This window comes from uncultured Pseudacidovorax sp. (genome assembly GCF_913773995.1).
Taxonomy (GTDB): domain Bacteria; phylum Pseudomonadota; class Gammaproteobacteria; order Burkholderiales; family Burkholderiaceae_C; genus Xenophilus.
The window spans coordinates 1-24,633 of the sequence record NZ_CAJYES010000033.1 but is presented as its reverse complement, the minus strand read 5'-3'; the positions used below and the strand labels follow the sequence as shown (position 1 = coordinate 24,633).

21 protein-coding genes are annotated in these 24,633 nt (G+C 72.0%); 9 read left to right on the top strand and 12 right to left on the bottom strand.

Annotated elements, in window-relative coordinates; all coding sequences use genetic code 11:
• Nucleotides 1-16: 16 nt before the first annotated feature.
• The 8 genes from QZ772_RS03020 to QZ772_RS02985 form a co-directional block, all read right to left on the bottom strand.
• Complete coding sequence (locus QZ772_RS03020; protein ID WP_295522899.1) at nt 17-1,390, bottom strand: FAD-dependent monooxygenase; 1,374 nt, start codon at nt 1,388-1,390, stop codon at nt 17-19.
• Nucleotides 1,387-2,787 carry an amidase gene (locus tag QZ772_RS03015; protein ID WP_295522897.1) on the bottom strand — a complete coding sequence of 467 codons (1,401 nt, stop codon included), beginning with the start codon at nt 2,785-2,787 and terminating at the stop codon, nt 1,387-1,389. The genes QZ772_RS03020 and QZ772_RS03015 overlap by 4 nt, the downstream gene beginning before the upstream one ends.
• A 5-nt stretch (nt 2,788-2,792) precedes the next feature.
• The gene (locus QZ772_RS03010) at nt 2,793-3,995 is read right to left on the bottom strand and encodes a ring-opening amidohydrolase (RefSeq protein ID WP_295522895.1); all 1,203 of its coding nucleotides are present in this window, start codon (nt 3,993-3,995) and stop codon (nt 2,793-2,795) included.
• 192 nt (nt 3,996-4,187) lie between these two features.
• Complete coding sequence (locus tag QZ772_RS03005) at nt 4,188-4,886, bottom strand: aspartate/glutamate racemase family protein (protein WP_295522893.1); 699 nt, start codon at nt 4,884-4,886, stop codon at nt 4,188-4,190.
• A gap of 64 nt (nt 4,887-4,950) precedes the next feature.
• A complete protein-coding gene (locus QZ772_RS03000; RefSeq protein WP_294377268.1) occupies nt 4,951-5,661 on the bottom strand; it encodes a GntR family transcriptional regulator in 711 nt (236 codons plus the stop codon).
• 63 nt (nt 5,662-5,724) lie between these two features.
• Nucleotides 5,725-6,654, bottom strand: a complete 930-nt coding sequence (locus QZ772_RS02995) for a polysaccharide deacetylase family protein (protein ID WP_295522889.1) — start codon at nt 6,652-6,654, stop codon at nt 5,725-5,727.
• Nucleotides 6,654-7,700: a tripartite tricarboxylate transporter substrate binding protein gene (locus tag QZ772_RS02990; protein WP_295522887.1), complete on the bottom strand. Its 1,047-nt coding sequence runs from the start codon at nt 7,698-7,700 to the stop codon at nt 6,654-6,656. Before QZ772_RS02990 ends, QZ772_RS02995 begins: the two co-directional genes overlap by 1 nt.
• A gap of 165 nt (nt 7,701-7,865) precedes the next feature.
• Nucleotides 7,866-8,771: a LysR family transcriptional regulator gene (locus QZ772_RS02985; protein WP_043117510.1), complete on the bottom strand. Its 906-nt coding sequence runs from the start codon at nt 8,769-8,771 to the stop codon at nt 7,866-7,868.
• Between the two features lie 167 nt (nt 8,772-8,938).
• On the opposite strand from QZ772_RS02985, the gene QZ772_RS02980 reads away from it, so the two are divergent.
• Together QZ772_RS02980 and QZ772_RS02975 are read left to right on the top strand one after the other, a co-directional pair.
• Entirely contained in the window at nt 8,939-10,018 is a 1,080-nt protein-coding gene (locus QZ772_RS02980) for a ligase-associated DNA damage response exonuclease (protein WP_295522884.1), read from the top strand.
• Nucleotides 10,015-11,802, top strand: a complete 1,788-nt coding sequence (locus QZ772_RS02975; RefSeq protein ID WP_295522882.1) for an ATP-dependent DNA ligase — start codon at nt 10,015-10,017, stop codon at nt 11,800-11,802. The genes QZ772_RS02980 and QZ772_RS02975 overlap by 4 nt, the downstream gene beginning before the upstream one ends.
• Here QZ772_RS02975 and QZ772_RS02970 read toward each other — a convergent pair.
• Complete coding sequence (locus tag QZ772_RS02970) at nt 11,793-12,602, bottom strand: GntR family transcriptional regulator (RefSeq protein ID WP_295522880.1); 810 nt, start codon at nt 12,600-12,602, stop codon at nt 11,793-11,795. The two genes, QZ772_RS02975 and QZ772_RS02970, sit on opposite strands and share 10 nt — an antisense overlap.
• Nucleotides 12,603-12,702: 100 nt before the next feature.
• Nucleotides 12,703-13,674, bottom strand: coding sequence for a tripartite tricarboxylate transporter substrate binding protein (locus QZ772_RS02965; RefSeq protein WP_295522878.1), 972 nt, complete (start codon nt 13,672-13,674; stop codon nt 12,703-12,705).
• A gap of 259 nt (nt 13,675-13,933) precedes the next feature.
• On the opposite strand from QZ772_RS02965, the gene QZ772_RS02960 reads away from it, so the two are divergent.
• The 5 genes from QZ772_RS02960 (at nt 13,934) to QZ772_RS02940 (ending at nt 20,868) form a co-directional block, all read left to right on the top strand.
• Nucleotides 13,934-16,651 (top strand): ligase-associated DNA damage response DEXH box helicase, encoded by a 2,718-nt coding sequence (locus QZ772_RS02960; protein ID WP_295522875.1) that lies wholly within the window; start codon nt 13,934-13,936, stop codon nt 16,649-16,651.
• Between the two features lie 179 nt (nt 16,652-16,830).
• The gene (gene pdeM, locus QZ772_RS02955; RefSeq protein WP_295522873.1) at nt 16,831-17,553 is read left to right on the top strand and encodes a ligase-associated DNA damage response endonuclease PdeM; all 723 of its coding nucleotides are present in this window, start codon (nt 16,831-16,833) and stop codon (nt 17,551-17,553) included.
• Nucleotides 17,541-18,104, top strand: a complete 564-nt coding sequence (locus tag QZ772_RS02950; RefSeq protein ID WP_295522871.1) for a Crp/Fnr family transcriptional regulator — start codon at nt 17,541-17,543, stop codon at nt 18,102-18,104. Before pdeM ends, QZ772_RS02950 begins: the two co-directional genes overlap by 13 nt.
• Nucleotides 18,105-18,536: 432 nt before the next feature.
• Complete coding sequence (locus QZ772_RS02945; protein WP_295522869.1) at nt 18,537-19,565, top strand: aromatic ring-hydroxylating dioxygenase subunit alpha; 1,029 nt, start codon at nt 18,537-18,539, stop codon at nt 19,563-19,565.
• Between the two features lie 91 nt (nt 19,566-19,656).
• A complete protein-coding gene (locus QZ772_RS02940) occupies nt 19,657-20,868 on the top strand; it encodes an ABC transporter substrate-binding protein (protein ID WP_295522867.1) in 1,212 nt (403 codons plus the stop codon).
• 13 nt (nt 20,869-20,881) lie between these two features.
• Here the strand turns inward: QZ772_RS02940 and QZ772_RS02935 are convergent, their stop codons facing one another.
• A complete protein-coding gene (locus QZ772_RS02935) occupies nt 20,882-21,625 on the bottom strand; it encodes a TetR family transcriptional regulator (RefSeq protein WP_295522865.1) in 744 nt (247 codons plus the stop codon).
• A gap of 162 nt (nt 21,626-21,787) precedes the next feature.
• Nucleotides 21,788-22,669 carry a hypothetical protein gene (locus QZ772_RS02930; protein ID WP_295522863.1) on the bottom strand — a complete coding sequence of 294 codons (882 nt, stop codon included), beginning with the start codon at nt 22,667-22,669 and terminating at the stop codon, nt 21,788-21,790.
• 104 nt (nt 22,670-22,773) lie between these two features.
• Here QZ772_RS02930 and QZ772_RS02925 point away from each other — a divergent pair, with 104 nt between their 5' ends.
• Nucleotides 22,774-23,565 (top strand): UPF0149 family protein, encoded by a 792-nt coding sequence (locus QZ772_RS02925; RefSeq protein ID WP_295522861.1) that lies wholly within the window; start codon nt 22,774-22,776, stop codon nt 23,563-23,565.
• 102 nt (nt 23,566-23,667) lie between these two features.
• Nucleotides 23,668-24,468 carry an SDR family oxidoreductase gene (locus tag QZ772_RS02920; RefSeq protein ID WP_295522859.1) on the top strand — a complete coding sequence of 267 codons (801 nt, stop codon included), beginning with the start codon at nt 23,668-23,670 and terminating at the stop codon, nt 24,466-24,468.
• The last annotated feature ends 165 nt before the right edge of the window (nt 24,469-24,633 follow it).

Here is a 24,633-nt window from a genome sequence, read left to right as displayed (position 1 = left end):
GAAGGCCGAGCAGGAATCAGGCCGTGGGCCTTGGCCCCCTGCCAGTCGGATCACCCGTTCGCCCTGAGCTTGGCCTGTCCTGAGCTTGGCCTGTCCTGAGCTTGTCGAAGGGTCGAAGGGTCGAAGGGCTTGCGCCCGGCTTCGACAGGCTCAGCCCGAACGGACTGTGATTCGCTGACTGGCATTGGGCCTCGTCCGGCACGCCCAGCGCCACGTCGCGGAACAGCGCCGCCAGCTCGGCCTGGAAGGGTGCCTGGGTCTTCCAGCGTGTGCCGGCCACCGGGTCGGCGCCGTCGAGCATGGTGTCGGTGGCGCGCACCGACAGGTCCATCACGAAGCGCAGGCGCTCGGTGCGGGCCTCGGCGATGCGGTCGAGCCAGACGCGCGGCGTGCGCTGGCCGCGGGCCCAGGCGTCCTCCACGATCAGCGCGGCGGCGCAGGCGTCTTCCATGGCCTGCGTCGCGCCCTGGCCCAGCGTGGGCGCCATGCCGTGGGCACTGTCGCCCAGGTACAGCACGTCCACCTCGGGCTCGGCGAAGCGCACGTCGGCCTCCTGCATGCGGGCCCAGTGCGCGTCGTGCAACTGGGCGCACATGGCGTCCAGCAGCCAGCGCACGGCGGGGCTGGCCTCGCCCTGGGCAGGCTGGTAGGTGGCTCGCATCACGGCCTCGGTCTTCCACGCGTCCTGTACCGGGGCGCCGGGTGCCACCGGGTAGGTGGCGGCGATGTAGACATGGTCCGGCGGCACGCGGAAGGCCAGCAGCCGGTGGCAGCCGCTGAACCACTGGCCGTAGTCGTCCACCAGGCCGGCGCTGGTGTCGGGCACCAGCACGCGCAGGATGGCGACGCCGATGTGTCGCGGCTCGGGCGCACCGGAGAAGGTCTCGCGCACGCGGGAGTAGCGGCCGTCGGTGCCCACCAGCAGGTCGATGCCGTCGATCTCGTGCGTGGCGCCGTGCTGCGTGAAGCGCACGCGGGTCTTGCCCGGCGCCGTCTCGCTGGCGCCCACCGATTCGAGCGTGCAGCCATAGCGGAAGGCTGCGCCCGCGCCCTGGCGCAGCACGCGGTACAGCTCCGACCAGCGGATGCGGATGCCCGGGTTGTCGGCCACCTGCGACAGGGGCAGCGCCATCAGCGGCGTGCCGTCGGTCAGGGCGATGTCCCAGCGGGTCCAGGGCAGGCTGGCGGCCTCCACCTCGGCCGCGAGCGCGGCATCGAGGCGGCGCAGCGCCTTGATGGCGTTCGGGCCCACGTTCAGTCCGGTGCCGGCCTCGGCATGGTCGTCGGGCCCGACGCGCTCCAGGCAGTGCAGTTCCACGCCGGGCAGGCGGGCCAGTCGGCGGGCGAGGATGGCACCGGCCACGCCGGCGCCCACGATCACGATCTTCATGAGGGCATCTCTTCCTTGTCGAGGGCAGGCGGCCAGCACCAGGCTGGCGCGGCATCGCGTTCCCACATCGCGCCGACGGCGCACAGCAGCGCGTCGCCACCGCGCGGGGCCACCAGTTGCAGGCCGACCGGCAGTCCTTCTTCCGTCGGGCCGGCCGGCAGCGCCAGCGCGGGCAGTCCGGCGCCGTTGACGAAGGCGGTGAACACGGCATGGCCGCGGCCGTCCACCGGCTGGCCGGCGATGGTGGTGGGATGGGATTGGTCGGCGGGCCAGGGCAAGGCCGCGCTGGCCGGGGTGAGCAGCAGGTCGTGCTGAGCGAACAGGCCCTGCAAGGCCCGCGCCAGCGCGCGTTGCAGCGCCTGGGCCTGGAACAGCTCGACCGCGCTGTGGCTGCGGCCCTGCGCAAACAGCGCGGCCATGGCGGGTGTGAGCTCGTCCTCGCGGCCGTCGATGCGCTCCTGCAGCGCGGCGGCCATGCCGGTGCTGGCGATGACCGGCCAGGCCTGGCAGTTGAAGGCCTCGACTTCGGGAAGCGAGGGCTGCACGACCACGGTGTGTCCCATGGCCTGCAGCCGCTCGGCCGCGGCATCGCTGCGCGCCAGGATGGCCGCATCGACCGGGCTGTCGCCGATGGTGCGCCAGTACGCAATGCGCAGCGGACCGGGGGCTTCACACAGCGGCGTCAGCGTGGGCGCGAGCAGGCGCAGCGCCAGCAGCAGGTCGGTCATGCCGCGGGCGATGGGGCCCGCTTCTTCCAGCCCCGGCAGCAGCACGGGCAGGCCATCGACACGCGGCACCATGCCGCGACCCGGCTTGAGGCCATACAGCCCGGTGAAGCCGCAGGGCCGGCGGACCGAGCCGCCGCCATCGGTGCCCAGGGCCAGCGGGCCGATGCCTGCCGCCACGGCCGCCACGGCGCCGCCGCTGCTTCCGCCGGGCGTGAGCGCCGGGGCCCACGGGTTGCCGGTGGGGCCGAAGAGCGGGTTGTCGGTGTAGCCCTGCAGGGTGAACTCGGGCACGTTGGTCTTGCCCAGAATCACCATGCCGCCCGCGCGCAGCCGCGCCACGGGGCTTTCGTCGCGCGCCGGCCAGTGGTCGGCGAAGAGCCGGCTGCCCCAGCGGCAGGGCAGGCCGGTCGCGGGGAGGTTGTCCTTGACGGTGAGCGGCACGCCATCGAGCGGCGACAGCGGCGCGCCCCGTCGCCAGCGGGCCTCGCTGGCCTGGGCCGCCGCCAGTGCTGCGGCGTCATCGCGCACCACCAGGGCGTTGATGACGGGGTGCACCGCTTCCGCCCGGCTCAGCACGGACAGCAGTGCCTCCACCGGCGACAGCGTGCGCCGCGCATAGGCCTGCGACAGGGCCTCGGCGCTCATCTGCCAGGCGTGCATGGCGGTCATGCGTGTCAGGCGACCGCCGCGATCACGGCCACCAGGCCGCCGCCGTCCGGACCCTGGTGTTCCGCGCCGCCGGAGACGAAGAGGCGCCCATCGCCCAGCACGCCGGCCACCAGCCCGCCCACGGCGCCGCGGATGTGGCGCTGGGCATTGATGTCGGTGTCGTCCAGCATGGTGTGGCGGACGCCGCGCACCTGGCCGCGGCGATCGGGTTCGCACTTGACGAAGACGGCCGCCACGCGCATGGCCTGCTCGGCCGGCAACTGCGGCGTGGCGGAGAGACCCAGCGGGCGCAGCGCCTCGCCGACGGCGGCGATGTCCAGCGCGTCGCGCATCGGCGCGCAGCCCATGCGCAGCGGGCCCTGCCAGCGGGTGCTGTGGCCGAGCACGATCACCTCGTTGGCCTCCACCTCCACGCCGGAGGAAACGCTGGCGCGGGCCGAGAAGCGGTCGAAGTCCTGCAGCAGCGCACCTTCCAGCACCGGGTCGTCGGGCAGTTCGCCCAGCGCGATGGCGGCGCCGAAAGCGCCCGCCGCCCGGGCGAAGGCCATGGAGCGACCCGGATCGGCCGTAAGCACGGTGTGGCCGGCCGCCGCGGCCGCCTGGGCCCGGGCCGAGGTGACGCAGGGGCACTTGAGCTGGACGAAGGCCACGTCCTCGGGCCGGTCGATGCCGGCCTGGTCCATGGCGGCGCGCACGGCCTGGGCGACCGTGCGCACATGGGTCCAGCGGCCGATGTCCTGAGCGGCCATCGGGGGGCTGAAGGCGGTGCCGATGGCAAGGGCGGCGGAGGCCGCATTGATCGTCCGGGCGTTGGCGGGGGCGTCGACCGGGGCGTCGGTGCTGGCGCCGCGCGCCGCATGCGCCGGCACCAGACGGCGCGAGAAGACCACGTAATGCGGGCTCAGCACGCCTTCGGTGCCGCCGGAGAGCACGCAGGGCAGCGCGCGCCAGATCGCCTCGGCCGGCCGCCCGGTGCGCTCGGCCAGCAGCTGCATCAGCGACTGGGTGAAGTAGCCACGGGTGAAGTCGTTCACGCCGCCATTGCCCTCGGTCTTGCCAATGACCGCCACCACCTCGTCGGCGCCCACGGTGCCGGCGTCGAAGAGCGCGGCCAGGGCCGACAGATCGCCGGGATGGGCCATGGCCAGACGGTGCACGGCCAGTTGCGGGCGCAGGTCGGAAGAGGGGAAAAGGAAGGCGGAAGTCATGATGCGCTGCACAAGATGACCGCAGTATGGGCAGCGGCTGCGCCAACTTCCAGAGCATTGTTTCGCTCGGAGCGAGCGCAAATTGTGTGCGGTCGACACGGGCCAAGCTGTGCCCGTGTATGCCGGCGCACCAAGCCGCCGAGGCCTGCCGGACCGGCGCAAAGCCGCCGGTAGCGGAAGGTGAGCTTCGCTTCAGGAAGCCGGAGTGACCGGCAGCGGCCGCCACTGCGCCAGCGCGGCCTGCAACCCGTCCTCCAGTAGCCCGCCGTAGCGCAGGGTGGGCCGCATGCCGGCAAAGCCGGCGCCGCCGAGCATGCAGTCGGGAGCCATGCCGCCCGGGTGCGCGCCGGCCAGATCGTCCAGCGCCCGCTGGACCAGCGCCGAGAAGGCGGCCGGGTTCTGGCTGCCGGCCAGCCCGGTGGTGTCCAGCGTGGTGATGCCGTGCAGCAGCGGCCAGGCGCTGGAGTGGCGCGCGGCCAGCTCATGCAGCATCGGCCCCCAGGCCTTGCCGGCAGTGACGATGTGGAAGGGGCGCCCGCGGGCCAGCGCCTGCAGCATGCTGGACTCGGCCATGCCCAGCACCGGCACGCGGCTGGCGGCCCGCAGCGCCGCCAGCCCCGGGTCGCCGTAGCAGGACAGCAGCACGGCATCGGCCCAGCCGTCGTCCACTGCGGGCCAGGCCCGGGCGGCGGCGGCGGCGCCGGCGGCAAAGCTCTCGCGGGTGGCGATCACCGGCGGCCCGTCGTCGCAGGTGAAGCCGCGCAGCTCCACCTGGCCGACCGTCAGCCGGCGCAGCTCGTGCAGCACGGCGTCGGTCATGGCGGCCGTGCGGTTGGGATTGAGCACCAGCAGCCGGGGGCGTGGCGGCAGGGCGGGAGCGGTCTGGGTCATGGCAGGGCCCGGTGAAGGTGACAGCGGTGCCGGTCGAAGAAAGCAGCGCCCGTGCCCGCGGGGGTCAGGCGGCCGGCTGGGCCAGGCCGGCCTGGGCGTCGGCCCAGGCCTCCGCGATGGCCTGCTCGGCGTCCACTTCGGCTTCGGGCGCGGCGCGGGGCTTGAGCCGCGTCTCGATCAGCGACAGGTGCACCTGCATGGCCTTCATGGCGCCGGCCGCATCGCCGCGGCGCAGGGCCAGGGCGATGGCCTCGTGCTCCTCGCAGCCGCAGCCCGAGGCGCTGGCCGGCTCGAAGAAGGCCACCAGCATGGCGGTGCGGCTGACCAGCTCCTGCAACTGACGCACCACGAAGGGGCTGCCGGTGAACTCGGCCAGCAGCAGGTGGTATTCGCCCGACAGCCGGATCGAGGCCGCGCGGTCGCCCGCATGCAGCGCGGCATGCTCGCGCCGCTCGTGTTCGGCCAGCGCCTCTAGCTGCGAGGGGCTCAGCGTGCCGGCCAGACTGCCGACGATGCCGCCTTCAATGATGCGGCGGGCGTCGTAGATCTCGCGCGCCTGCGCCAGTGTGGGGTTGCTGACGAAGCAGCCGCGGTTTGGCATCAGGTCCAGCAGCCGCTCGTGGCCCAGCCGGTGCAGCACCTTGCGCACCCGCTCGCGCGAGACGCCGAAGATCTGCGCCAGGCGCGTTTCCACCAGCTGGGTGCCGGGCGCGAGCCGCCCGGCCAGCAGCGTCTGCGCCAGGGTGCGGTGGATGGCCTCTTCCGTCGGATGCATCCGGATGACTTTAGCGCAGGCCCTCGGGACGCCCATCCGCGCGATCCCTGTCGGCGGACGCCGTCATCCGGCGGCGGTGGCCACCGAGCCGGGGCGGGGAGCGTGGGCCAGCCAGTGGCGGGCGATCTGCTCGCGCGTGGCGATCCAGGCGCCGCCGCGGCGCTGCAGGTGTTCGAGGATCAGCGCCAGCGCCTTCATGCGTGCTGGCCGCCCGATCATGCGCAGGTGCAGTCCCACCGACATCATGCGTGGCCGTGTGGCGCCCTCGTCGTGCAGCCAGTCGAAGGCATCGCAGACGTACTCGGCGAACTGCGCGGCGGTGGCGAAGCGCTGCGTGTGCTGGAACTGCATGTCGTTGGTGTCGAAGGCATAGGGCAGCACCAGGTGCGGCCGGCCGGCCACCGGCACGAAGAAGGGCACATCGTCGTTATAGGCGTCGCTGTCGTAGAGGAAGCCGCGCTCGGCCAGCAGCGCCCGCGTATTCGGCGTGCAGGCCGAGCGCGTGTGCCAGCCCACCGGCCGCCGCCCGCAGGCCGCCTCGATGGCGCCCAGGCAGGCGTCCATGGCGGCGGCCTCCTGGGCGGGCGCCATGCCGGCATGGCTCTCCCAGCGCCAGCCATGGGCCGAGACCTCATGCCCGCGGGCCACCGCATCCTGCGCCAGCCAGGGGCTGCGCTCCACCGCGCGCCCGCAGGCGCTCACCGTCATCGGCGCGTGATGGCGCTCGAACAGCTCGGCGATCCGCCACCAGGCAGCGCGGGTGCCGTATTCGAAGTGGCTGTCGATGCACGGATCCCAGCCGGTGCGCGGGTCGATCACCTCGTACACCGACTCGTTGCGTGCATCGCCATCGGCCACCGAGAACTCGGCGCCCTCCTCGAAGTTCAGCACGAAGGAGACCGCCACCCGCGCCCCGCCCGGCCAGGCCACGGCGGGTGGGCGATTGGCGTAGCCGATGAAGTCGCGGGGCTGGGCGGGGTGAGGCTGGTTCATCAGTCTGCTTTGATGTTGCGGTCTTTGACGACTTTGGCCCAGCGCGTGAACTCGGCGTTGAGGTAGTCGTTGGCCTGCGGCAGCGTGGTCGTGACGACCTGGCCGCCAGTGTCCTCGATGCGCGTGCGGAACTCGGGCAGGGCGGCCAGCTTGCGCAACTCGGCATTGACCTGCTCCAGCACCGGCCTGGGCGTCTTGGCCGGCGCCAGCAGCATGTACCAGGAAACGAATTCGTAGCCCGGGATGCCGGCCTCGGCCACCGTGGGCACGTTGGGCAGCTTGGGCGCGCGCTTGGCACCGGTCACGGCCACGGCATTGAGCTTGCCGCTGGTCACCAGCGGCAGGGAGGAGGTGATGATGTCCACCGACAGCGGCACGCGGTCGGCCATCACGTCCTGCAGTGCGGGGGCGGCGCCCTTGTACGGCACATGCGTCATGCGCACGCCGGTCATCGACTCGATCAGTGCCGCGCCCACATGGCTCGTCGTGCCCACGCCGGACGAGGCGTACTGCACTTCGTCCGGCTTGGCGCGGGCCATGGCCAGCAGGTCCTTGAGCGATTTGTCCTTGAGCGCCGGGCCGGTCACGATGACGCTGGGCACCTCGGCCACCACGCCCACGGGCACGAAGTCGGCGCGGGTGTCGTAGGGCAGCTTGGCGTACATGAAGGGGTTGACCGCATGGCCGATGGTCACCATCAGGAAGGTGCTGCCGTCGGCCGGCGACTTGGCCGTCACGTCGGTGCCGATGATGCCGCCCGCGCCGGGCCGGTTGTCGATCACGATGGGCTGGCGGTTGCCCGTGGCCTCGGCCAGCTTCTGGCCCACCAGGCGGGCATACACGTCGGCGGCGCCGCCGGGCGGGAAGGGCACGACGATCTTCACGGGGCGGTCGGGCCAGGCGGCGGGTTCGGCGGCAGTGGCGGACAGGGTGGTGCCCAGCCCGGCCGCGGCCAGCAGCCCGCCGAGCAGCGCGGCGGACCAGGTGCGGCGGGTGGATCGGGCCGGGAGTTGTGCGGCGGAAGTGTGGACAACAGGACGGTGCATGGCGGGCTCCAGCGAAAGGGTTGGGCGGGTGCCGCGCTTCGCCTCGGGAAGTGCCTGCACCTGGATTGTGCACTTCACTGATTTGATTGTGCACAATTCAATCCGCAAGCGGCTTTCGTGCCAGGCCGCAGGCACGGGCCGGACCACTGCCGCCGGATCGGGCGTTCAGTGCGGCAGCGCCGCCAGCGCGTTGACCAGCGCCTCCTGGAAGGACAGCGCCGCGATCGGCAGCATCCTTCCTTCGCGCGTGGCCAGCACCAGCTGGCTGCTGGTGAGCGAGCGGTCCGTTAGCGGGATCGACACCAGCTCGCCGGTGCGCACCTCGCGCAGGGTGCCGATCTGGAACTGGAAGCTGATCGCCCCGGTCTGGCGCGTGAACTCCTTGAGCGTCTGCACGGCGCTGGCCTCCAGCGCCACCTTCAGTTGCAGCCGCGATCGGGCCATCACCGCATCGAGCAGCCGCCGGCTGCCGAAGGAGCGGTCGCCCAGCGCCACGGTGTACTCCTGGCAGTCGGCCAGGCGCAGGCTCTCGCGGCCGGCCAGGGGGTGGTCGGGGCGCAGCATGGCGCACAGCGGCTGATCCAGTGCGCTGATCACCCGCAGGGACTCGGCCGGCTGCGGGTCGTGCACGAGGACCATCTCCACGTCGTCGGCCATCAACTGCTGCACCAGCTGGGCCGTCACGCCCGACACCACCTGGAACTGCACGCCCGGGTGCGCCTGCTGGTAGTGCGCGATGGTGCGGGGCATCAGGTCGCTGGCCACCGACTCCGCGCAGCCGATGCGCACCGTGCCGCGCACCAGGCCGCGCAGCTGCTCGATCTGCGAGGCGGCCGAACGCAGGTCGCCCAGCGTGCGGCGCACGGCCGTCAGCAGCACCTCGCCGGCCGCCGTCAGCCGCACACCACGGGGCAGGCGCTCGAACAGGGGCGTGCCGATCTCCGCCTCGATCTCCAGGATCTTGCGGTTGAGCGCGGTCGAGGCGACGTGCAGCTTTTCGGCCGCCTTGCGGATCGAGCCGGCGCGGGCGACGGCGTCCAGATAGACAAAGGAGCGCGGCGGGTGGAGCATGGCGAGGGCATTGTGCAGGGGCTGTTGCAGCGGGCCCTGCCGAGCCGCATGCCGGGGCGCTGCGACGCCCAGGCCCGGCGCAGGCGTAGGCACTTGCCCACAGGGCGAAGCGCCCCCCGGGGCATGCGCCCGCGCGCCCCGCTGCCTAACATCGGCGAGCCATGCCCATGGAGACACCGCACGAGACCGAATCGCTCCCGCCACCGCGCGCCGCGTCGCGCCCAGGCGATCTGGTCGTCGCCCGCCCCGAAGGCCTGTACTGCCCGCCCGGCGACTTCTACATCGACCCCTGGCGTCCGGTCGACCGGGCCGTCATCACGCATGGCCATTCGGACCATGCGCGCTGGGGCCACAACCACTACCTGGCGCACGAGCAGGGCGAAGGCATCCTGCGCGCGCGGCTGGGCGCCGACATCACGCTGCAGACCCTGCCCTACGGCCAGGCCATCGAGCACCACGGCGTTCGCATCTCGCTGCATCCGGCCGGCCATGTGCTGGGCTCGGCCCAGGTGCGGCTGGAGCACGGCGGCCAGGTCTGGGTGGCCTCGGGCGACTACAAGACCGAGCCCGACGGCACCTGCACGCCCTTCGAGCCGGTGCGCTGCGATTGCTTCATCACCGAATCCACCTTCGGCCTGCCCATCTACCGCTGGCCCACGCAACCCGAGCTGTTCGCACAGATCGACGACTGGTGGCGGCGCAATGCCGAGGAAGGCCGCGCCAGCGTGCTGCTCGGCTATGCCTTCGGCAAGGCACAACGCATGCTGCATGGCGTGGACGCCTCCATCGGGCCGATCGTGGTGCACGGCGCGGTCGAGCCGCTCAATGCCGTCTACCGCGCGGCGGGCGTGGCGCTGCCGCCCACGCTGCGCGTCACCGACCCCGGCGTCGATGCCGCACTGCTGCGCCGCGCCCTGGTGGTGGCGCCGCCCTCGGCGCAGGGCACGCCGTGGATGCGCCGCTTCGGCGCCAACGCCTCGGACGCCTTCGCCAGCGGCTGGATGCTGCTGCGCGGCACACGCCGGCGCCGCGGCGTGGACCGCGGCTTCGTCATGAGCGACCACGCCGACTGGCCCGGCCTGCACAGGGCCATCGCGGCCACGGGCGCGGAGCGGGTGATGGTCACGCACGGCAGCGTGGCGGTGATGGTGCGCTGGCTGCGCGAGAACGGCCTCGACGCCCAGGCCTTCGCCACCGAATACGGCGACGAGGACATCGCCGATGCGCCGGAGGCAGCGGCGTCATGAAGGCCTTCGCAGCCCTCTACCGAGAGCTGGACGCCAGCACTTCCAACCTGGTCAAGCAGGCCGCCCTGCAGCGCTACCTGCGCGCCGCGTCGCCGCGCGATGCGGCCTGGGCGGTGTACTTCCTGGCGGGCGGCAAGCCGCGCCAGCTGGTGCCCGTCAAGCTGCTGCGCCTGCTGGCGCAGGAGGCGGCGGGCCTGCCCGAATGGCTGTTCGTCGAAAGCTACGAGGCCGTGGGCGATCTGGCCGAGACCATCGCGCTGCTGCTGCCGCCTTCCGACGGCACCCACGAGCTGGGCCTGGCCGACTGGGTGGAGCAGCACCTGCTGCCCCTGCGCGGCGCGCCGGCCGAGGGCCTGCCCGACACGCTGCGCGCCCAATGGCGGCTGCTGGCGCCGGAGGAGCGCCTCGTCTACTTCAAGCTCATAACCGGGGCCTTCCGCGTCGGCGTCTCCAAGCTGCAGGTTACGCAGGCCCTCGCGGCCGTGGGCGGGCTGGACCCCAAGCGTGTCGCCCAGCGGCTGATGGGCTACACCCACATCGGCGCGCGGCCCGGCGAGGCGGACTATGCCGCGCTGATCGCGCCCGAAGCGGCAGAGGGCGAGGGCGCGCCCATCAGCGGCGGCCAGCCCTATCCCTTCTTTCTGGCCCATCCCTTCAACGAGCCGCTCGAACGCTTCGACGAGCTGCTGGGGCCGCCCTCCGGCTGGCAAGTGGAATGGAAGTGGGACGGCATCCGCGCGCAGATCGTCTGCCGCGGTGGGCAGGCCTGGATCTGGTCGCGGGGCGAGGAACTGGTCAGCGAGCGCTTTCCGGAGCTGGCCGCGCTGGGCGACGTGCTGCCCGAGGGCACGGTGCTGGATGGCGAGATCGTGGTGTGGCGGGACGCACCGGCCGAGGCTGAAACCCGCGCTCGCAATGACGATGCGGACGCCGAGGCGCCCACGGCCGGCGCAGCACCGGGCGCTCGCGCCGCCGAGGCGGCCGCGGCCGGCGTCGCCCCGATGCCGGCGCGCACGGCCGGCCGCGTGCAGCCCTTCGCGGAGCTGCAAAAGCGCATCGGCCGCAAGACGCTCGGCCCCAAGCTGCTGCGCGAGCTGCCCGTGGTGCTGCTGGCCTACGACCTGCTCGAAGAAGCCGGCCAGGACCTGCGCCCGCTGCCCCAGCACGAGCGCCGCGCCCGCCTCGACGCGCTGCTGGCGGCCGTGAACCACCCGGTGCTGCGTCCCAGCCCCGTGCTCACGGGCGACAGCTGGGCCGACCTGGCGCGTCAGCGCGAGGCCTCGCGCAGCCTGGGTGTGGAGGGCTTCATGCTCAAGCGCCGCGATGCGCAGTACGGCGTGGGCCGCACCAAGGACGTGGGGCTGTGGTGGAAGTGGAAGATCGACCCGCTCACGGTCGACGCCGTGCTCATCTACGCCCAGCGCGGCCACGGCCGCCGCGCCAGCCTCTACAGCGACTACACCTTCGCCGTGTGGGACGGTCCGCCGGGGAAGGAGGGCCGCCAGCTGGTGCCCTTCGCCAAGGCCTATTCGGGCCTCACCGACGCCGAGATGGCCAAGGTCGACGCCGTGATCCGCAAGACCACCATCGAGAGCTTCGGCCCCGTGCGCAGCGTGCGGCCCACGCTGGTCTTCGAACTCGGCTTCGAGGGCATCGCCCGCAGCCCCCGCCACAAGAGCGGCATCGCCACCCGCTTCCCGCGCATGCTGCGCTGGCGGCAGGACAAGCCGGTGGAAGAGGCGGACACCTTGCAGACGCTGCAGGCTTTGTTGCCTCAGGGCTGAAGTCGTGGGCGGGCGCCAGCAGGGTCGTCCGGCCGGTTGTTCTCGATCCACACCCGCGTCGGCCCGCCCACGCGCGACAGGCGCATGTGGTACTCGTAGCGGCCGGGGTGGTACAGGCCGGTGAGGTATTGGACCGGCCGGCCCCCTGCATCGCACACCACGCGCGCGATGCGCAGCAGCGGCTCGCCGGCCTGCATGCGCAGGGCCTGCGCCACCTGCAGGTCGGCCAGGGCGGCGCCCATGGTCTGCTCGGCCGAATCGACCTGCACGCCATGCTGCTCCAGCGCGACCAGCATGGGCATGTCCTGCAGCGTGTGCCGCTGCACCGCCGCGGCCAGATCGGCCGGCAGGAAGACTTCGGAGTACAGAAAGGGCTGCGTCTTGAACTTGCGGATGCGCACCACCCGCAGCACCGGCGCGCCGGCCGCGAGGCCCAGCGCCTCGGCCGCATGCGAAGGCGCTTCCACCACGCCGTGGTCCAGCACCTGCACCCGCGTGCGCTCGCCCAGGCTGACGATGCTGTCGAGCAGGCCGGCGCGCAGGGGCAAGTGGCGCGGCGGCTCGCCCGTGCCGGTGGGCAGGGTGCCCTTGCCGCGCATGCGCATCACCAGGCCTTCTTCCTGCAGGCGGGCCAGCGCGGTCCGCACGGTCACGCGGGCCACGCCGAATTCCCGCGCCAGCTGGCGCTCGCCCGGCAGCGGCAGGCCCCGTTCGTAGTGGCCGGATTTCAGTCGCTCGCGCAGCAGCAGGCGCACCTGCTGGAAGCGCGGCAGGAGAGAGGGTTCGGCAGCGGCAGGCATGCGGCCGAATGTAGGAGGGCCGTTGGTGCGGGGCAAGGCGGGTCCTGGCGTCGGTCGTCCTTGTCCGCAGTGCACCGCCGGTCGCCGGTGCGCGGACGGGTCAATCGACGGTCGCGCCCGAGGCCTTGATGATCTTCGCCCAGTCCTGCACGTCCTGCGCCACGAATTGGCCGAACTGCGGCGGCGTCATGTGGACGGCGGTGGCCGCTTCGGTCTGCATGCGCTCCTGGTAGGCCGGCGAGTCGATGGCGGCCTTGACCGCGGCATAGAGCTTGTCGGTCACGTCCTGCGGCATGCGCGCCGGCCCGAACAGGCCGAACCAGGCCTGCGACTCGAAGCCCTTGACGGTGCGGCCGATGGGCGGCACGCCCGGGAACTGCGCCAGCGGCTCGCGCGTGCTCACGCCCAGCAGCTGGATGGCGCCGCTCTTCGCATGCGGCAGCACGTTGACGGCGCTGGCGAACATCAGGTCCACCGTGCCGGCCAGCACGTCGGCCAGTGCGGGGTTGGTCCCCTTGTAGGGCACGTTGACGATGTCGGTGCCCGTCATCATCTTGAACTGCTCGCTGGCCAGGTGCAGCGAGGAGCCCTGCGCGCCGATGGCGAAGTTGAGCTTGCCCGGGTTCTTCTTCGCGTAGGCGATGAGCCCCGCCATGTCGCTGAAGGGCAGGCCCTTGCGGGCGATCAGCACGCTGGGCACGCGCGCCACCATGGTGATGGGCGTGAAGTCCTTCACCGGGTCGAAGCCCAGGTTTTTGTAGAGCGTGGCGTTGATGGTGTGGCCGGTGAAGCTCATCAGCAGCGTGCTGCCGTCGGGCGGCGCCTTGGCCACATAGGCGGCGGCGATGTTGCCGCCGGCACCCGCGCGGTTCTCGACCACCACCGGGCGGCCCAGGCTCTCGCCCATCATGCGGCCGATGATGCGGGCCAGGGTGTCGGTGGTGCCGCCGGCCGGGCTGCCCACGACGATGGTGAGGGGTCTGCCTTCCTGCGCGAGCGCAAGGCCGGGCAGGACGGCGGTGGCGGCCAGCAGCGCGGCCAGCGCGGCGCGGCGTGTGCGCGGGAATGTCATCGGGCTGTCTCCTTGTGATTGGGGGCATGCTAGGCAGCGGGGCGGGGGCGTTCAATGGGACCAACTGGTCCTATCGATGGAGCCACTGACTGCCGCGCAGAGACGGGCGGCGGTCGGCGCCGTGGCGGCGGCGTCAGCGTCGTCTGCCGGCACCGGGACGCCGCCGGGTCCAGGCCGAGGCGCATGGGCTTTGCCTCTGGCTTCCATCACGGCCTCTCGGCCTGCACCCCGGCGCGGCGGCCTTTGCTGTAATCGGCCGATGCCTCGCCGGCCTGCCCGATCGCCCGCCGCCCCTTCGAACGATGTGCCTGCACGGCCCGTCGAAGCCGCCGTCCAGCGCTGGTTTGACGCCCGCGGCTGGCAGCCCTTCGCCTTCCAGCGCGAGGTGTGGGCCGCCATCGCGGCCGGCCGCTCGGGTCTTCTTCATGCGACCACCGGCGCGGGCAAGACGTATGCGGTGTGGCTGGGCGCCCTGCAGGCGCTGGCGGGCGAGCCGCCGACGGCCGGCGCCGCAACCAAGGACACCGCGCCACCGCCGCTCACGGTGCTGTGGATCACGCCGATGCGCGCCCTGGCCGCCGATTCGCTGCGCGCCCTGTCCGAGCCGCTGCCCCTCGCCGCACCGCACTGGGCAGCCGCCGCGCGCAGCGGCGACACCTCGTCCTCCGAGCGCAGCGCGCAGAACCAGCGCCTGCCCACGGTGCTGGTCACCACGCCCGAGAGTCTGTCGCTGATGCTGGCCCGCGCCGATGCGCAGGAGCGCCTGCGCCATCTGCGCCTGGTGGTGGTGGACGAATGGCACGAGCTGCTGGGCAACAAACGCGGCGTGCAGGTTCAGCTGGCCCTGGCACGCCTGCGCAGCTGGAACGCGGGACTGATGGCCTGGGCCATGTCCGCCACGCTGGGCAACCTGCACGAGGCCATGGGTGCGCTGCTGGGCCCGGGCGAAGCCGGCGTGCTGGTGCAGGGCCAGGTGCCCAAGACGCTGGTGGTCGACACCCTGCTGCCCGGACGCACAGACCGCTTTCCCTGGGGCGGTCACCTGGGCCTGGCGATGCTGCCGCAGGTGGTGCAGGAGATCGATGCCAGTCCCAGCACGCTGGTCTTCACCAACACCCGCTCGCAATCCGAGATCTGGTACCAGGCCTTGCTCGAAGCCCGGCCCGACTGGGCGGGACTGATCGCGCTGCACCACGGCTCGCTCGACCGTGCGGTGCGCGAATGGGTGGAACTGGGCCTCAAGGGCGGCCAGCTCAAGGCGGTGGTCTGCACCTCCAGCCTGGATCTGGGCGTGGACTTTCTGCCGGTGGAGCGCGTGCTGCAGATCGGCTCGCCCAAGGGCGTGGCGCGGCTGCTGCAGCGCGCCGGTCGCTCGGGCCATGCGCCGGGCCGGCCTTCGCGCGTCAGCATCGTGCCCACCCACAGCCTGGAGCTGGTCGAGGGTGCCGCCGCGCGCGACGCCATCGCGGCCGGCCACATCGAATCGCGCCACACGCCGCGCGAGCCGCTGGACGTGCTGGTGCAGCACCTCGTGACGGTGGCATTGGGCGGTGGCTTCCGGCCCGAGGCGCTGCTGGAAGAGGTGCGGCGCACGGCGGCCTATGCGCATCTGTCGGAGGCCAACTGGCAGTGGTGCCTGGACTTCGTGCGCCAGGGCGGCCCCTCGCTCGCGGCCTATCCTGACTACCACCGCGTGGTGCCCGATGCCGAGGGCGTGTGGCGCGTGCCCGATGCGCGGCTGGCGCGGCGGCACCGCAGCAACATCGGCACCATCGTCAGCGACGCCAGCATGAGCGTGCAGTTCGTCGGCGGCGCGCGTATCGGCACGGTGGAAGAAAGCTTCGTCGCCCGCATGAAGCCGGGCGACTGCTTCCTGTTTGGCGGCCGCATGCTGGAGCTGGTGCGCATCCGCGAGATGACCGCCTGGGTGCGCCGCGCCAGCGGCCAGCGCCCGGCCGTGCCGCGCTGGAACGGCGGGCGTATGCCGCTGTCCACCACGCTGGCCGATGCCACGGTGCAGCAGCTGGCGCTGGCTGCCGAGGGCCGCTACGACTCGCCCGAGCTGCAGGCCGTGCGGCCCCTGCTGGAGATCCAGCAGGCCTGGTCGCGCCTGCCCACGCCCGACACGCTGGTGGCCGAGGCGCTGCGCACGCGCGAGGGCTGGCACCTGTTCCTCTATCCCTTCGCCGGCCGGCATGTGCACCTGGGGCTGGCCAGCCTGCTGGCCTGGCGGGTGGCGCAGCATGCCCCGCGCACCTTCTCCATCGCGGTCAACGACTACGGCTTCGAGCTGCTGTGCGCCACCGAGGTCGACTGGCCGCAGCTGCTGCCTGAGGTGCTGCGCGCCGGCCATGATGCGTCCGCGCAGGAGGCGCTGGCCGCGCACGACGATGAGGGCGCGCTGCTGCACGAGGTGCTGGCCAGCCTCAACGCCAGCGAGCTGGCGCAGCGGCGCTTCCGCGAGATCGCGCGGGTCTCGGGTCTGATCTTCCAGGGCTACCCGGGCGAGAAGCGCAGCAGCCGGCAGCTGCAGGCCTCGTCGTCCCTGTTCTGGGAGGTGCTGCGCAAGTACGACCCGGCCAACCGCCTGCTGGTCCAGGCCGAGACCGAGCTGCTGGCGCAGGAGCTGGACATCGCCCGCCTGCGCGAAAGCCTGGTGCGCATGGCCGGCCAGCGGCTGGAGTTGGTGCAGCCGAAGCGACCCACGCCCTTCGCCTTTCCGCTGATGGTCGAGCGCTTTCGCGAGAAGCTCAGCAACGAGAGCGTGGCCGACCGCATCGCCCGCATGGTGGCTCAGCTGGAAGAGGCCGCCGGCGGCGACATTCCCGTGGGCGACGCGCAGGACGTGAGGCGCACCCTGGCCTTCGGGCAGGAGCAGCCGCCGGACAAGCCGGTCAAGGGCAGCGAGGGCGCCGCGCCCGCCCCGCGCCGCGCCCGGCGTCCGCGAAAACCGTCGAAGCCGCTGCCGCCGCTCTAGCGCTGTGCGCGCCGCGGGGCCGAGCAGGGCGGCGCGGCCACGCCGTTGGCGAGCAGGCCGGGCACGCGGCTCGCACGCAATGCCCTGGGTATCAAGCCGGCCAGTCGGTCGGGACTTCGTGGCCGTTCAGCTTTCCGGATGGTTGCGAAACGTAAACTGCTGCCTCCTTCCGCCGCGCCATGTCCTTTCTTCCCGTTTCCGACGCCCCCGCCGCCCATGAAGTGCTCTGGGCCGGCGAGCGCCTCCACCTGCTGCCCGAGCGCGCCCTGTGGTGGCCGGCGACCCGCACCCTGTTCATCGCCGACCTGCACATCGGCAAGGCCGCCACCTTCCGGGCCCTGGGCCAACCGGTGCCCGGCGGCACCACGCAGGAGAACCTGGCCCGCCTCGACGGGCTGATCCATCGTCAGGGTGCGCGCGAGGTGGTCTTCCTGGGCGACTTCCTGCATGCGCCGCAGGCCCGCACGCCGCAGGTGCTGCAGGCCTTGGCCGCCTGGCGCGAACGGCATCCGCAGCTGGGCATGACGCTCGTGCGCGGCAACCACGACGATCGGGCCGGCGATCCGCCAGCGGAGCTGCGCATTGCGCTGGCCGACGAGCCCTTCGCGCTCGGCCCCTTCGCCTGCTGCCACCATCCGCAGACGCAGCCTGGTCGCTTCGTGCTGGCGGGCCATCTGCATCCGGCCTGCGCGCTGCAGGGCCCGGGCCGTGACAGCCTGCGCCTGCCCTGCTTCGTCAGCGAACCGGGCCTGGCGATCCTGCCGGCCTTCGGCGAATTCACCGGCGGCCTGCTGCTGCCGCGGATGCCGCAGCGCCGGCTGCATGCGGTGGGCGGCGGGCGCGTGTGGCTGCTGCCGGCAGCGTCCGGCGATGGCGAAGAGGGAGCACGATGGCCTCAGTGAACCTGCGCGAGGAAGCCGCGCTGATGCTCACCCGCTCGTCCATCGTGGCCGAACTGGACATCCACGACGCGCGCGTCATCGTCGATGCCATGCGCCCCATGGCCGTCAAGGCCGGCACGGTGATCATGACCGAGGGCCAGACCGACGACGTCGACTACATGGCCCTGGTGCTCGAAGGCCAGGTGCGGGCCGAGGGCACGGGCGTGGGCGATGGCGACGAGGTGGTCATTTCCGTCATCGACGCCGGCCAGCTCTTCGGCGAAATGGGCCTGATCGACGGCTCGCCCCGCTCGGCCACCTGCACGGCCCTCACCGACCTCAAGCTGGCGGTGCTCACCCGCAAGGCGCTGCGCGGCCTGGTGGAAGTGCAGCCGGCCGTGGCCGCGCGGCTGATGCTCTCCATCTCGCGCGCGTTGGCCGAGCGTCTGCGCGAGAGCAACCGCCGCCTGCGCACCCTGTCGCAGATCAGCCGCGCCATGCAGGCGGAGCTGAGCGCGGTGCACGCGGTGAACAAGCGGATGCTGGCGGCGCAGGCGCGCAAGGGCGGCTGAGACTTCCTGCGGGCCCGCGCGTGGCGTGGGCTGGCTTGGCTTGGCGCGAAGGCGGGCTTGGCCAGGGCGTGTCCTCGCCGGCGCGGCGCAAGGCCGGGCGGCTTGGCTTTGCATGGCGTGGCGTGGCGCCATGGCCGGACGATTCCCCAGCCAAGGGCGCATCCCCCATGCGGGCCCGTTCACCCACGACCGTTCAGGCTGAGTCTGTCGAAGCCCGCCGACGCACGCCGGGGCACACGGGCTGACTGACTTTCCTCGCCTGCTGCCCCCGCGCTTCTCGCCATGCCCTGCTGCAGTGCACCCCACGCACCGTTGCCGGCCATGGTGCACTCAAAATGGAGTGAATACTCCATTAAGTGAAGAAAACACTTACTCCATGGCTGGCACGCCGTATGCTGATGTGGATCAAACATCCCACGGAGCCGACGCACGATGAGAAGCACGCCCTATCCCCGCAACGCCTGGTACCCGCTCGGCTGGGCCCGCGACATCGGCCAGTCGCTGGCCAGGCGGCGCGTGCTGGGCGAAGACCTGGTGGTCTTCCGCACCAGCACCGGCGAGGTGGCCGCGCTGGACGACGCCTGCCCGCACCGCCTGGCGCCGCTGTCGCTGGGCCGTCTGCGCGGCGATTCGGTGGAATGCGGCTACCACGGCCTGGCCTTCGACTGCACCGGCCAATGCACGAATGCGCCCGGCATGCAGCGCGCGCCCGCCAATGCGCAGGTGCGCAGCTATCCCACGGCCACGTCGATGGGCATGGTCTGGGTATGGATGGGCGATGCCGCGCTGGCCGATCCGGCGCAGGTCTTCCATCTGCCGGAGTACGACGACCCGGCCTTCAGTGTGATCGAGGGCGACGCACTGCCCGTGGCCGCCAACTACCTGAGCCTGGCCGACAACCTGTGCGACCCGACCCACGTGGTGTACGTGCATCCCACCACGCTGGGCAGCACCGGCCGTGAGGAGACGCGCGTGCAGCACCAGCGCGAAGGCCGCAAGGTGGTCACCTGGCGCTGGGTGATCGACGGGCCGCTCATTCCCATCTTCCAGGGCCTGAAGGACTTCGGCGGCAACGTCGACCGCTGGCACTACTACCACTACCACGCGCCGAGCATCGCCGTCATCGACTTCGGCTCGGCCGCCACCGGCACCGGTGCGCCCGAAGGCGCGCGGGGCGACTGCATCCAGATGTTCGCCTGCCACTTCATCACGCCGGTGGATGCGCGCAGCTGCGTGCAGCACTGGCTGCTGCTGAAGAACTCGCCGGCCGACGCCGCCACCGACGAGCGCCTGCGCGCCGGTCTGCGCGTGGCCTTCAACGAGGACAAGGCGGTGCTCGAAGCCATCCAGTGCAACGAGGACAAGCCGCGTGAATGGCAGCGCGTGCAGCTCGGCCTGGATGCCTCGGCCATCAAGATGCGCCGCATCGTGCAGGAAATGGTCGAGGCCGAATCGGCCTGAACGTCCGGCTGCGCGCCCGCACCACCGGCGTGCCGCGTCTCCCATTCGGTCTCCCCCGTCTCCGTCCAACACCCACCCACGAGGACCCGCGATGATCCCCAAGCCCTGGCGTCAAGCCTTCACCGTCGGCCTTCTGGCCGCTGCCGCCGCCGTCCTGCCCGCCGCCGCGCAGGAGCCCGTCCGCATCGGCGAGATCAACAGCTACAAGGCGCTGCCGCAGAACCTGGTGCCCTACCGCAACGGCTGGCTGCTGGCGCAGGAAGAGATCAACGCCGCCGGCGGCGTGCTCGGCGGCCGCAAGCTGGAGACGCTGTTCCGCGACGACAACGCCAACCCCGGCGACGCCGTGCGCATGGCCGAAGAGTTGATCGCTCGCGAGAAGATCGACATCCTCTCCGGCGTCACGCTGTCGCATGTGGGCGTGGCGCTGGCCGACTTCGCGCGGCAGAAGAAGATGTTCTTCCTCGCCTCCGGCCCCTTGAGCGACAAGGTGGTGTGGGAGAACGGCAACCGCTACACCTACCGGCTGCGCTCGGGCACTTACGCGCTGGCCACGTCGGTGGTGGCCGAGGCCGCCAAACTGGGCAAGAAGCGCTGGGCGCTCATCTATCCCAACTACGAGTACGGCCAGGCCGCCACTGCAGCCTTCAAGGAGCAGCTCAAGAAGCTGCAGCCCGACGTGGAGTTCGTGGCCGAGCAGGCGCCGCCACTGGGCAAGATCGACGCCGGTGCGGTGGTGCAGGCCATCGCCGATGCCAAGCCCGACGCCATCTTCAACGTGATGTTCGGCAGCGACCTCACCAAGCTGGCGCGCGAAGGCAAGACGCGCGGCCTGTTCCAGGGCCGCGAGGTGGTGAGCCTGCTGACCGGCGAGCCCGAGTACCTGGACCCGCTCAAGGACGATGCGCCCGAGGGATGGATCGTCACCGGCTATCCCTACACCGCCATCAACACGCCCGAGCACCGCGCCTTCTATGCGGCCTACCAGAAGAAGTACGGCGACTATCCGCGCCTGAACGCCGTGGTGGGCTATGCCACGGTGAAAGCCCTGGCGGCCGGCATCCAGAAGGCTGGCAGCACCGACACCGAGAAGCTGATCGCCGCCTTCAAGGGCCTGAACTTCTCCACCCCCTTCGGCCCCGCCACCTTCCGCCCGCAGGACAACCAGTCCACGATGGGCATCTACGTGGGCCGCACGGCGGTCAAGGACGGCAAGGGCGTGATGCCGGCAGGCACCTACATCGACGGCAGCAAGCTGGCGCCGCCGGACGACGCCGTGCGCAAGTTGCGCAACCCAGGCTGATATCGGACCGCGTTCAGGCGGCGCCTGGCGCTGCCTCAACACTGCGAAGTACTACCTCGCAGATGTGCGCACGCCAGGCGCTGCGGCGCGGGCGGCTCATCAGGTCCACGCCCATCCAGGCCGAGCAGGTGTACTGGTTGGAGATGTAGAAGAAGCCGAGCGACATGATGCTCATGAGCACATGCTCAGCCTTCACGTCGCGGCGGAACACGCCCTGGGCCTGGCCGGCCGAGAGGATCTCGGCCACCGTTTCCACCAGCGGGAAGGACGTGCGCCCCACCTGCTGCGACTGGCGGATGTGCCTGCCGCGCAGCAGGTTCTCGTTCATGATCACGCGCACCAGGTCGGGGTTGGCCGCGTAGTGGTCCCAGGCATGCTCGATCAGCTGGCGCATGCCGGCCACCGGGTCGGGCGGCAGCACGAAATCGCGCTGCGCACCGATCATCTCGGCATAGAGCTTCTCCAGCACTGCCTGGTAGAGCCGCTCCTTGTTGCCGTAGTAGTAGTACAGCATGCGGTCCACCGTGCCGGCCTGCTTGCTGATGCGCTCGATGCGCGCGCCGGCAAAGCCGTGCTCCGCGAACTCGGCGATGGCGGCGGCCAGGATGCGGTGCTCGATCTGTTCTTCGGGCACCCGGGCGCTCACGCGCCGCGTGGGACCGCCCGCGGCGGGCGCCGGGGCTGTGTCCGCGACCGGCATGGCGCGGCGGTTGCGGGAGGACTTGTTGGCGGCGGAGGCGGTGTTCTTCTCGGTCACGTTGACCTGGGCCCTGCAGGGCGCTGGATGGCGGGCGGAGGGCGATTCTCGCGCAGGCCCTCCTCGATGGGGTTCTCTGCGAAGCGCCGGCGATCGGGCAAGGTAGGTCGTGGCTCGAAGCTTGCCCGCGCAAGCGCTTCCTTCGGTTGCTGGGGCGCCCGTTCAGCCCGCGTGCCAACGCCCCAGCAGCACCGCCGCGGCGCGCACGCGCTGCGTGTCGCGGCCCCAGCGGCGGCCCTTGGGCAGGTGGCGCAGCCAGCGCATGCGGCGGGCCGCTTCGGCCACGCGCTCGCGCACGCCGGGCTCGGCCGCGTCCATGGCCGTCTGCCAGTGCGCCGCGGCGGCCTGCGGGCCGGCCGCCAGGATCAGCGCGCCCGTCGAGTGCAGGTAGCTCAGCCAGTCGCGGGCCTGGCACTGGTCGGTGGGCAGCGTGGCGCCGGGGTCGTCCTCGAAGTCGATGAAGCCGATCTCGCCATCGGGGCACAGCACCATGTTGCGGGCGAAGGCCTGGCTCAGGTACTGGCCGCGGGCATGCACATGGGCGATGGCCTGCAGCCCCTGGGCCCAGGCAGCGAGCAGCACGGCCGGGCCCTGGGTGGCGGCCTGCTCCAGGCGTTCCATCAGCATGGCCGCGCCGCGGCCGGTGCCGGCCAGGTCGCTGATCAGCAGGCCCTCGGGCAACTCGGCCAGCACCTCGGGCACCCGCAGGCCGCTGGCCGCCAGGCTGCGCAGGCGCGCGGCCTCGATGCCGATGGCCGCGGTGCCGCCGGGATTGGGCACGGGCGTCAGCACCTCCAGCCGCAGCGTGCGGGCGATCAGCGACAGCAGCCGGTAGCGCAGCGGGCCGTGGCGCGGGCCGGCCTTCTTGAGCCAGACCCGTCGGTCGTCCAGGCGGTGGTCGGCCACGCTGCGCGCCTGGCGCGGCAGCATCTCGCGCAGGAAGGCATGCGGGTCGCGCCGGGGCGGGGCCTCGCCGCCGGCGGCGTCGTCGCGGCGGGGGGTAGAGGACGAGGAACGTCGAAAGGAGGGGCGAAGCGCTGCCATGAAAACGGGAATCGGCCGGGCCGGCCGCAGGGCCGCCAGAGGCGCTCGCCGGCCGGCGGCCCGGTGTGCTGCATCATAGGGGGCATTCCCCGACACCTTTTCCCATGACTTCCGACATCCCCCAGCCGGCCGAAGTCGGCCCCGCTGCCGCCCTGCCTCCCCTGACGCCCGAGGACTTCGACGCCCTGGACGACGCGCTCGATGCGATGCGCGAGCACGACGAGGACATCCCCCAGTGGGAGTTCTGCGACGGCTTCATGGCCGCGCTGGTCTGCACCCGCCGCGTGGTCGAGCCCAGCGAATACTGGCCCGCGCTCTTCGGCCCCGGCTTCTCCCCGGCCCAGCACATGGAGTTCGTCTGGCGCTGGAAGCGCCGCTGGCACGAGATGCAGACCGCCCTGGACGCGGCCGATGTGCAGTCGCTGGACGACGACCGCTGCTTCCAGCCCGAATGCCTGGACCTGCGCGGCGCCATCGCCGCCCTGCCGCCCGAGGAGCGCGCCGAAGCGCCCGAGGGCGAGCTGCCTTCCTTCGCACAGGTGTGGGCCCTGGGCTTCCTGGCCGCGGTCGAGCACTGGTCCGAGGACTGGGCACCGCCGCGCGACAAGGAGGTGGCCGAGATGCTGGCCGACGGCCTGGACTGCATCGCCACGCTGGCGGAAGACGACACCCACCCGCCCGCGCTGTCGATGTACGCCGAAGACGGCCCGCCCACCGTCAGCCAGCAGCGGCTGGACGACTTCGGCGAAGCCATCTGGGCCGTGTATGACCTGCGCCAGCTCTGGCGCAGCCTGGGCCCGCGCGTGCAGGCCGTGCGCCGCGCCGACGAGCCCGGCCGCAACGATCCCTGCCCCTGCGGCAGCGGCAAGAAATACAAAAAGTGCCACGGCGCCTGAGCCCGCAGGGCGAAGGCCTGACAGCCGCGTGACACCGCAGCGCCCGGCAGGGGCATTGCCACCTTCGTTTGACAGGGCCCGCCCGATGCGGACGATGCAGCCATGGACCTCGAACTTGCCGGCAAACATGTCTTGATCACGGGTGGCAGCAAGGGCATCGGCCTGGCCTGCGCACGGGGATTTCTGCAGGAGGGCGCTCGCGTCAGCCTGGTGGCCCGCCACGAGGCGGGGCTGGTCGACGCGGCGCTGGCGCTCGCCGATGCCCGGGCCGATGCGGCGCGCATGGTCGCCACCTTCGCGGCCGACCTGAGCGACCCGCAGGCCGCCATCGCGGTGCTGGACCGGATCGAGAAATCGCACGGCCCGGTCGACGTGCTGGTCAACTCGGCGGGTGCCGCCCGCCGGACACCGGCCGAGGAACTCGAGGCCGCCCACTGGCAGGCCGCCATGCAGGCCAAGTACTTCACCTACATCCACATGATGGACCCGCTCATCAAGCGCATGGCCGCGCGCGGGCGCGGGGCGATCGTCAACGTGGTGGGCGCGGGCGGCAAGGTGGCCAGCCCGATCCACCTGCCCGGCGGTTCGGCCAATGCGGCCCTGATGCTCGCCAGTGTGGGCCTGGCCAACGCCTATGCCGGCAAGGGCGTGCGGGTGAACGTGGTCAATCCCGGCCTCACCGCCACTGAGCGGCTGCACGAAGGGCTGAAGGCCCAGGCCGCCCAGCAGGGTGTCTCGCCCGAGGAGGCTCTGGCGCAGTCCACGGCGAAGCTGCCGCTCGGCCGCATTGCGGAGGCGCGCGAGGTGGCCGATGCGGTGCTGTTCCTCGCTTCGGCGCGAGCGAGCTACGTCACCGGTGCGGTGCTGGCGATGGATGGCGCGGTCACGCCCATCGTGGTGTAGGCGCCGCACGGCGGGCGGCGGCTTCTTCCTCCTACAGGCCATGCTGGGCAGGTCGGCCTAGATTGGCGCTCCCCCGCACGGAGAGCCTTGCCATGCCCGCATCCAGCCCGCGCGTCCTGTGGAAGGGCGCCATCAGCTTCGGACTCGTCCACATCCCGGTGGCGC

What these genes read in the sequence shown, in the direction of transcription:
- QZ772_RS03020 (WP_295522899.1), bottom strand. Translation starts at nt 1,390, where the DNA reads ATGAAGATCGTGATCGTGGGCGCCGGCGTGGCCGGTGCCATCCTCGCC.
- QZ772_RS03015 (WP_295522897.1), bottom strand. Translation starts at nt 2,787, where the DNA reads ATGACCGCCATGCACGCCTGGCAGATGAGCGCCGAGGCCCTGTCGCAG.
- QZ772_RS03010 (WP_295522895.1), bottom strand. Translation starts at nt 3,995, where the DNA reads ATGACTTCCGCCTTCCTTTTCCCCTCTTCCGACCTGCGCCCGCAACTG.
- QZ772_RS03005 (WP_295522893.1), bottom strand. Translation starts at nt 4,886, where the DNA reads ATGACCCAGACCGCTCCCGCCCTGCCGCCACGCCCCCGGCTGCTGGTG.
- QZ772_RS03000 (WP_294377268.1), bottom strand. Translation starts at nt 5,661, where the DNA reads ATGCATCCGACGGAAGAGGCCATCCACCGCACCCTGGCGCAGACGCTG.
- QZ772_RS02995 (WP_295522889.1), bottom strand. Translation starts at nt 6,654, where the DNA reads ATGAACCAGCCTCACCCCGCCCAGCCCCGCGACTTCATCGGCTACGCC.
- QZ772_RS02990 (WP_295522887.1), bottom strand. Translation starts at nt 7,700, where the DNA reads ATGCACCGTCCTGTTGTCCACACTTCCGCCGCACAACTCCCGGCCCGA.
- QZ772_RS02985 (WP_043117510.1), bottom strand. Translation starts at nt 8,771, where the DNA reads ATGCTCCACCCGCCGCGCTCCTTTGTCTATCTGGACGCCGTCGCCCGC.
- QZ772_RS02980 (WP_295522884.1), top strand. Translation starts at nt 8,939, where the DNA reads ATGGAGACACCGCACGAGACCGAATCGCTCCCGCCACCGCGCGCCGCG.
- QZ772_RS02975 (WP_295522882.1), top strand. Translation starts at nt 10,015, where the DNA reads ATGAAGGCCTTCGCAGCCCTCTACCGAGAGCTGGACGCCAGCACTTCC.
- QZ772_RS02970 (WP_295522880.1), bottom strand. Translation starts at nt 12,602, where the DNA reads ATGCCTGCCGCTGCCGAACCCTCTCTCCTGCCGCGCTTCCAGCAGGTG.
- QZ772_RS02965 (WP_295522878.1), bottom strand. Translation starts at nt 13,674, where the DNA reads ATGACATTCCCGCGCACACGCCGCGCCGCGCTGGCCGCGCTGCTGGCC.
- QZ772_RS02960 (WP_295522875.1), top strand. Translation starts at nt 13,934, where the DNA reads ATGCCTCGCCGGCCTGCCCGATCGCCCGCCGCCCCTTCGAACGATGTG.
- pdeM (WP_295522873.1), top strand. Translation starts at nt 16,831, where the DNA reads ATGTCCTTTCTTCCCGTTTCCGACGCCCCCGCCGCCCATGAAGTGCTC.
- QZ772_RS02950 (WP_295522871.1), top strand. Translation starts at nt 17,541, where the DNA reads ATGGCCTCAGTGAACCTGCGCGAGGAAGCCGCGCTGATGCTCACCCGC.
- QZ772_RS02945 (WP_295522869.1), top strand. Translation starts at nt 18,537, where the DNA reads ATGAGAAGCACGCCCTATCCCCGCAACGCCTGGTACCCGCTCGGCTGG.
- QZ772_RS02940 (WP_295522867.1), top strand. Translation starts at nt 19,657, where the DNA reads ATGATCCCCAAGCCCTGGCGTCAAGCCTTCACCGTCGGCCTTCTGGCC.
- QZ772_RS02930 (WP_295522863.1), bottom strand. Translation starts at nt 22,669, where the DNA reads ATGGCAGCGCTTCGCCCCTCCTTTCGACGTTCCTCGTCCTCTACCCCC.
- QZ772_RS02925 (WP_295522861.1), top strand. Translation starts at nt 22,774, where the DNA reads ATGACTTCCGACATCCCCCAGCCGGCCGAAGTCGGCCCCGCTGCCGCC.
- QZ772_RS02920 (WP_295522859.1), top strand. Translation starts at nt 23,668, where the DNA reads ATGGACCTCGAACTTGCCGGCAAACATGTCTTGATCACGGGTGGCAGC.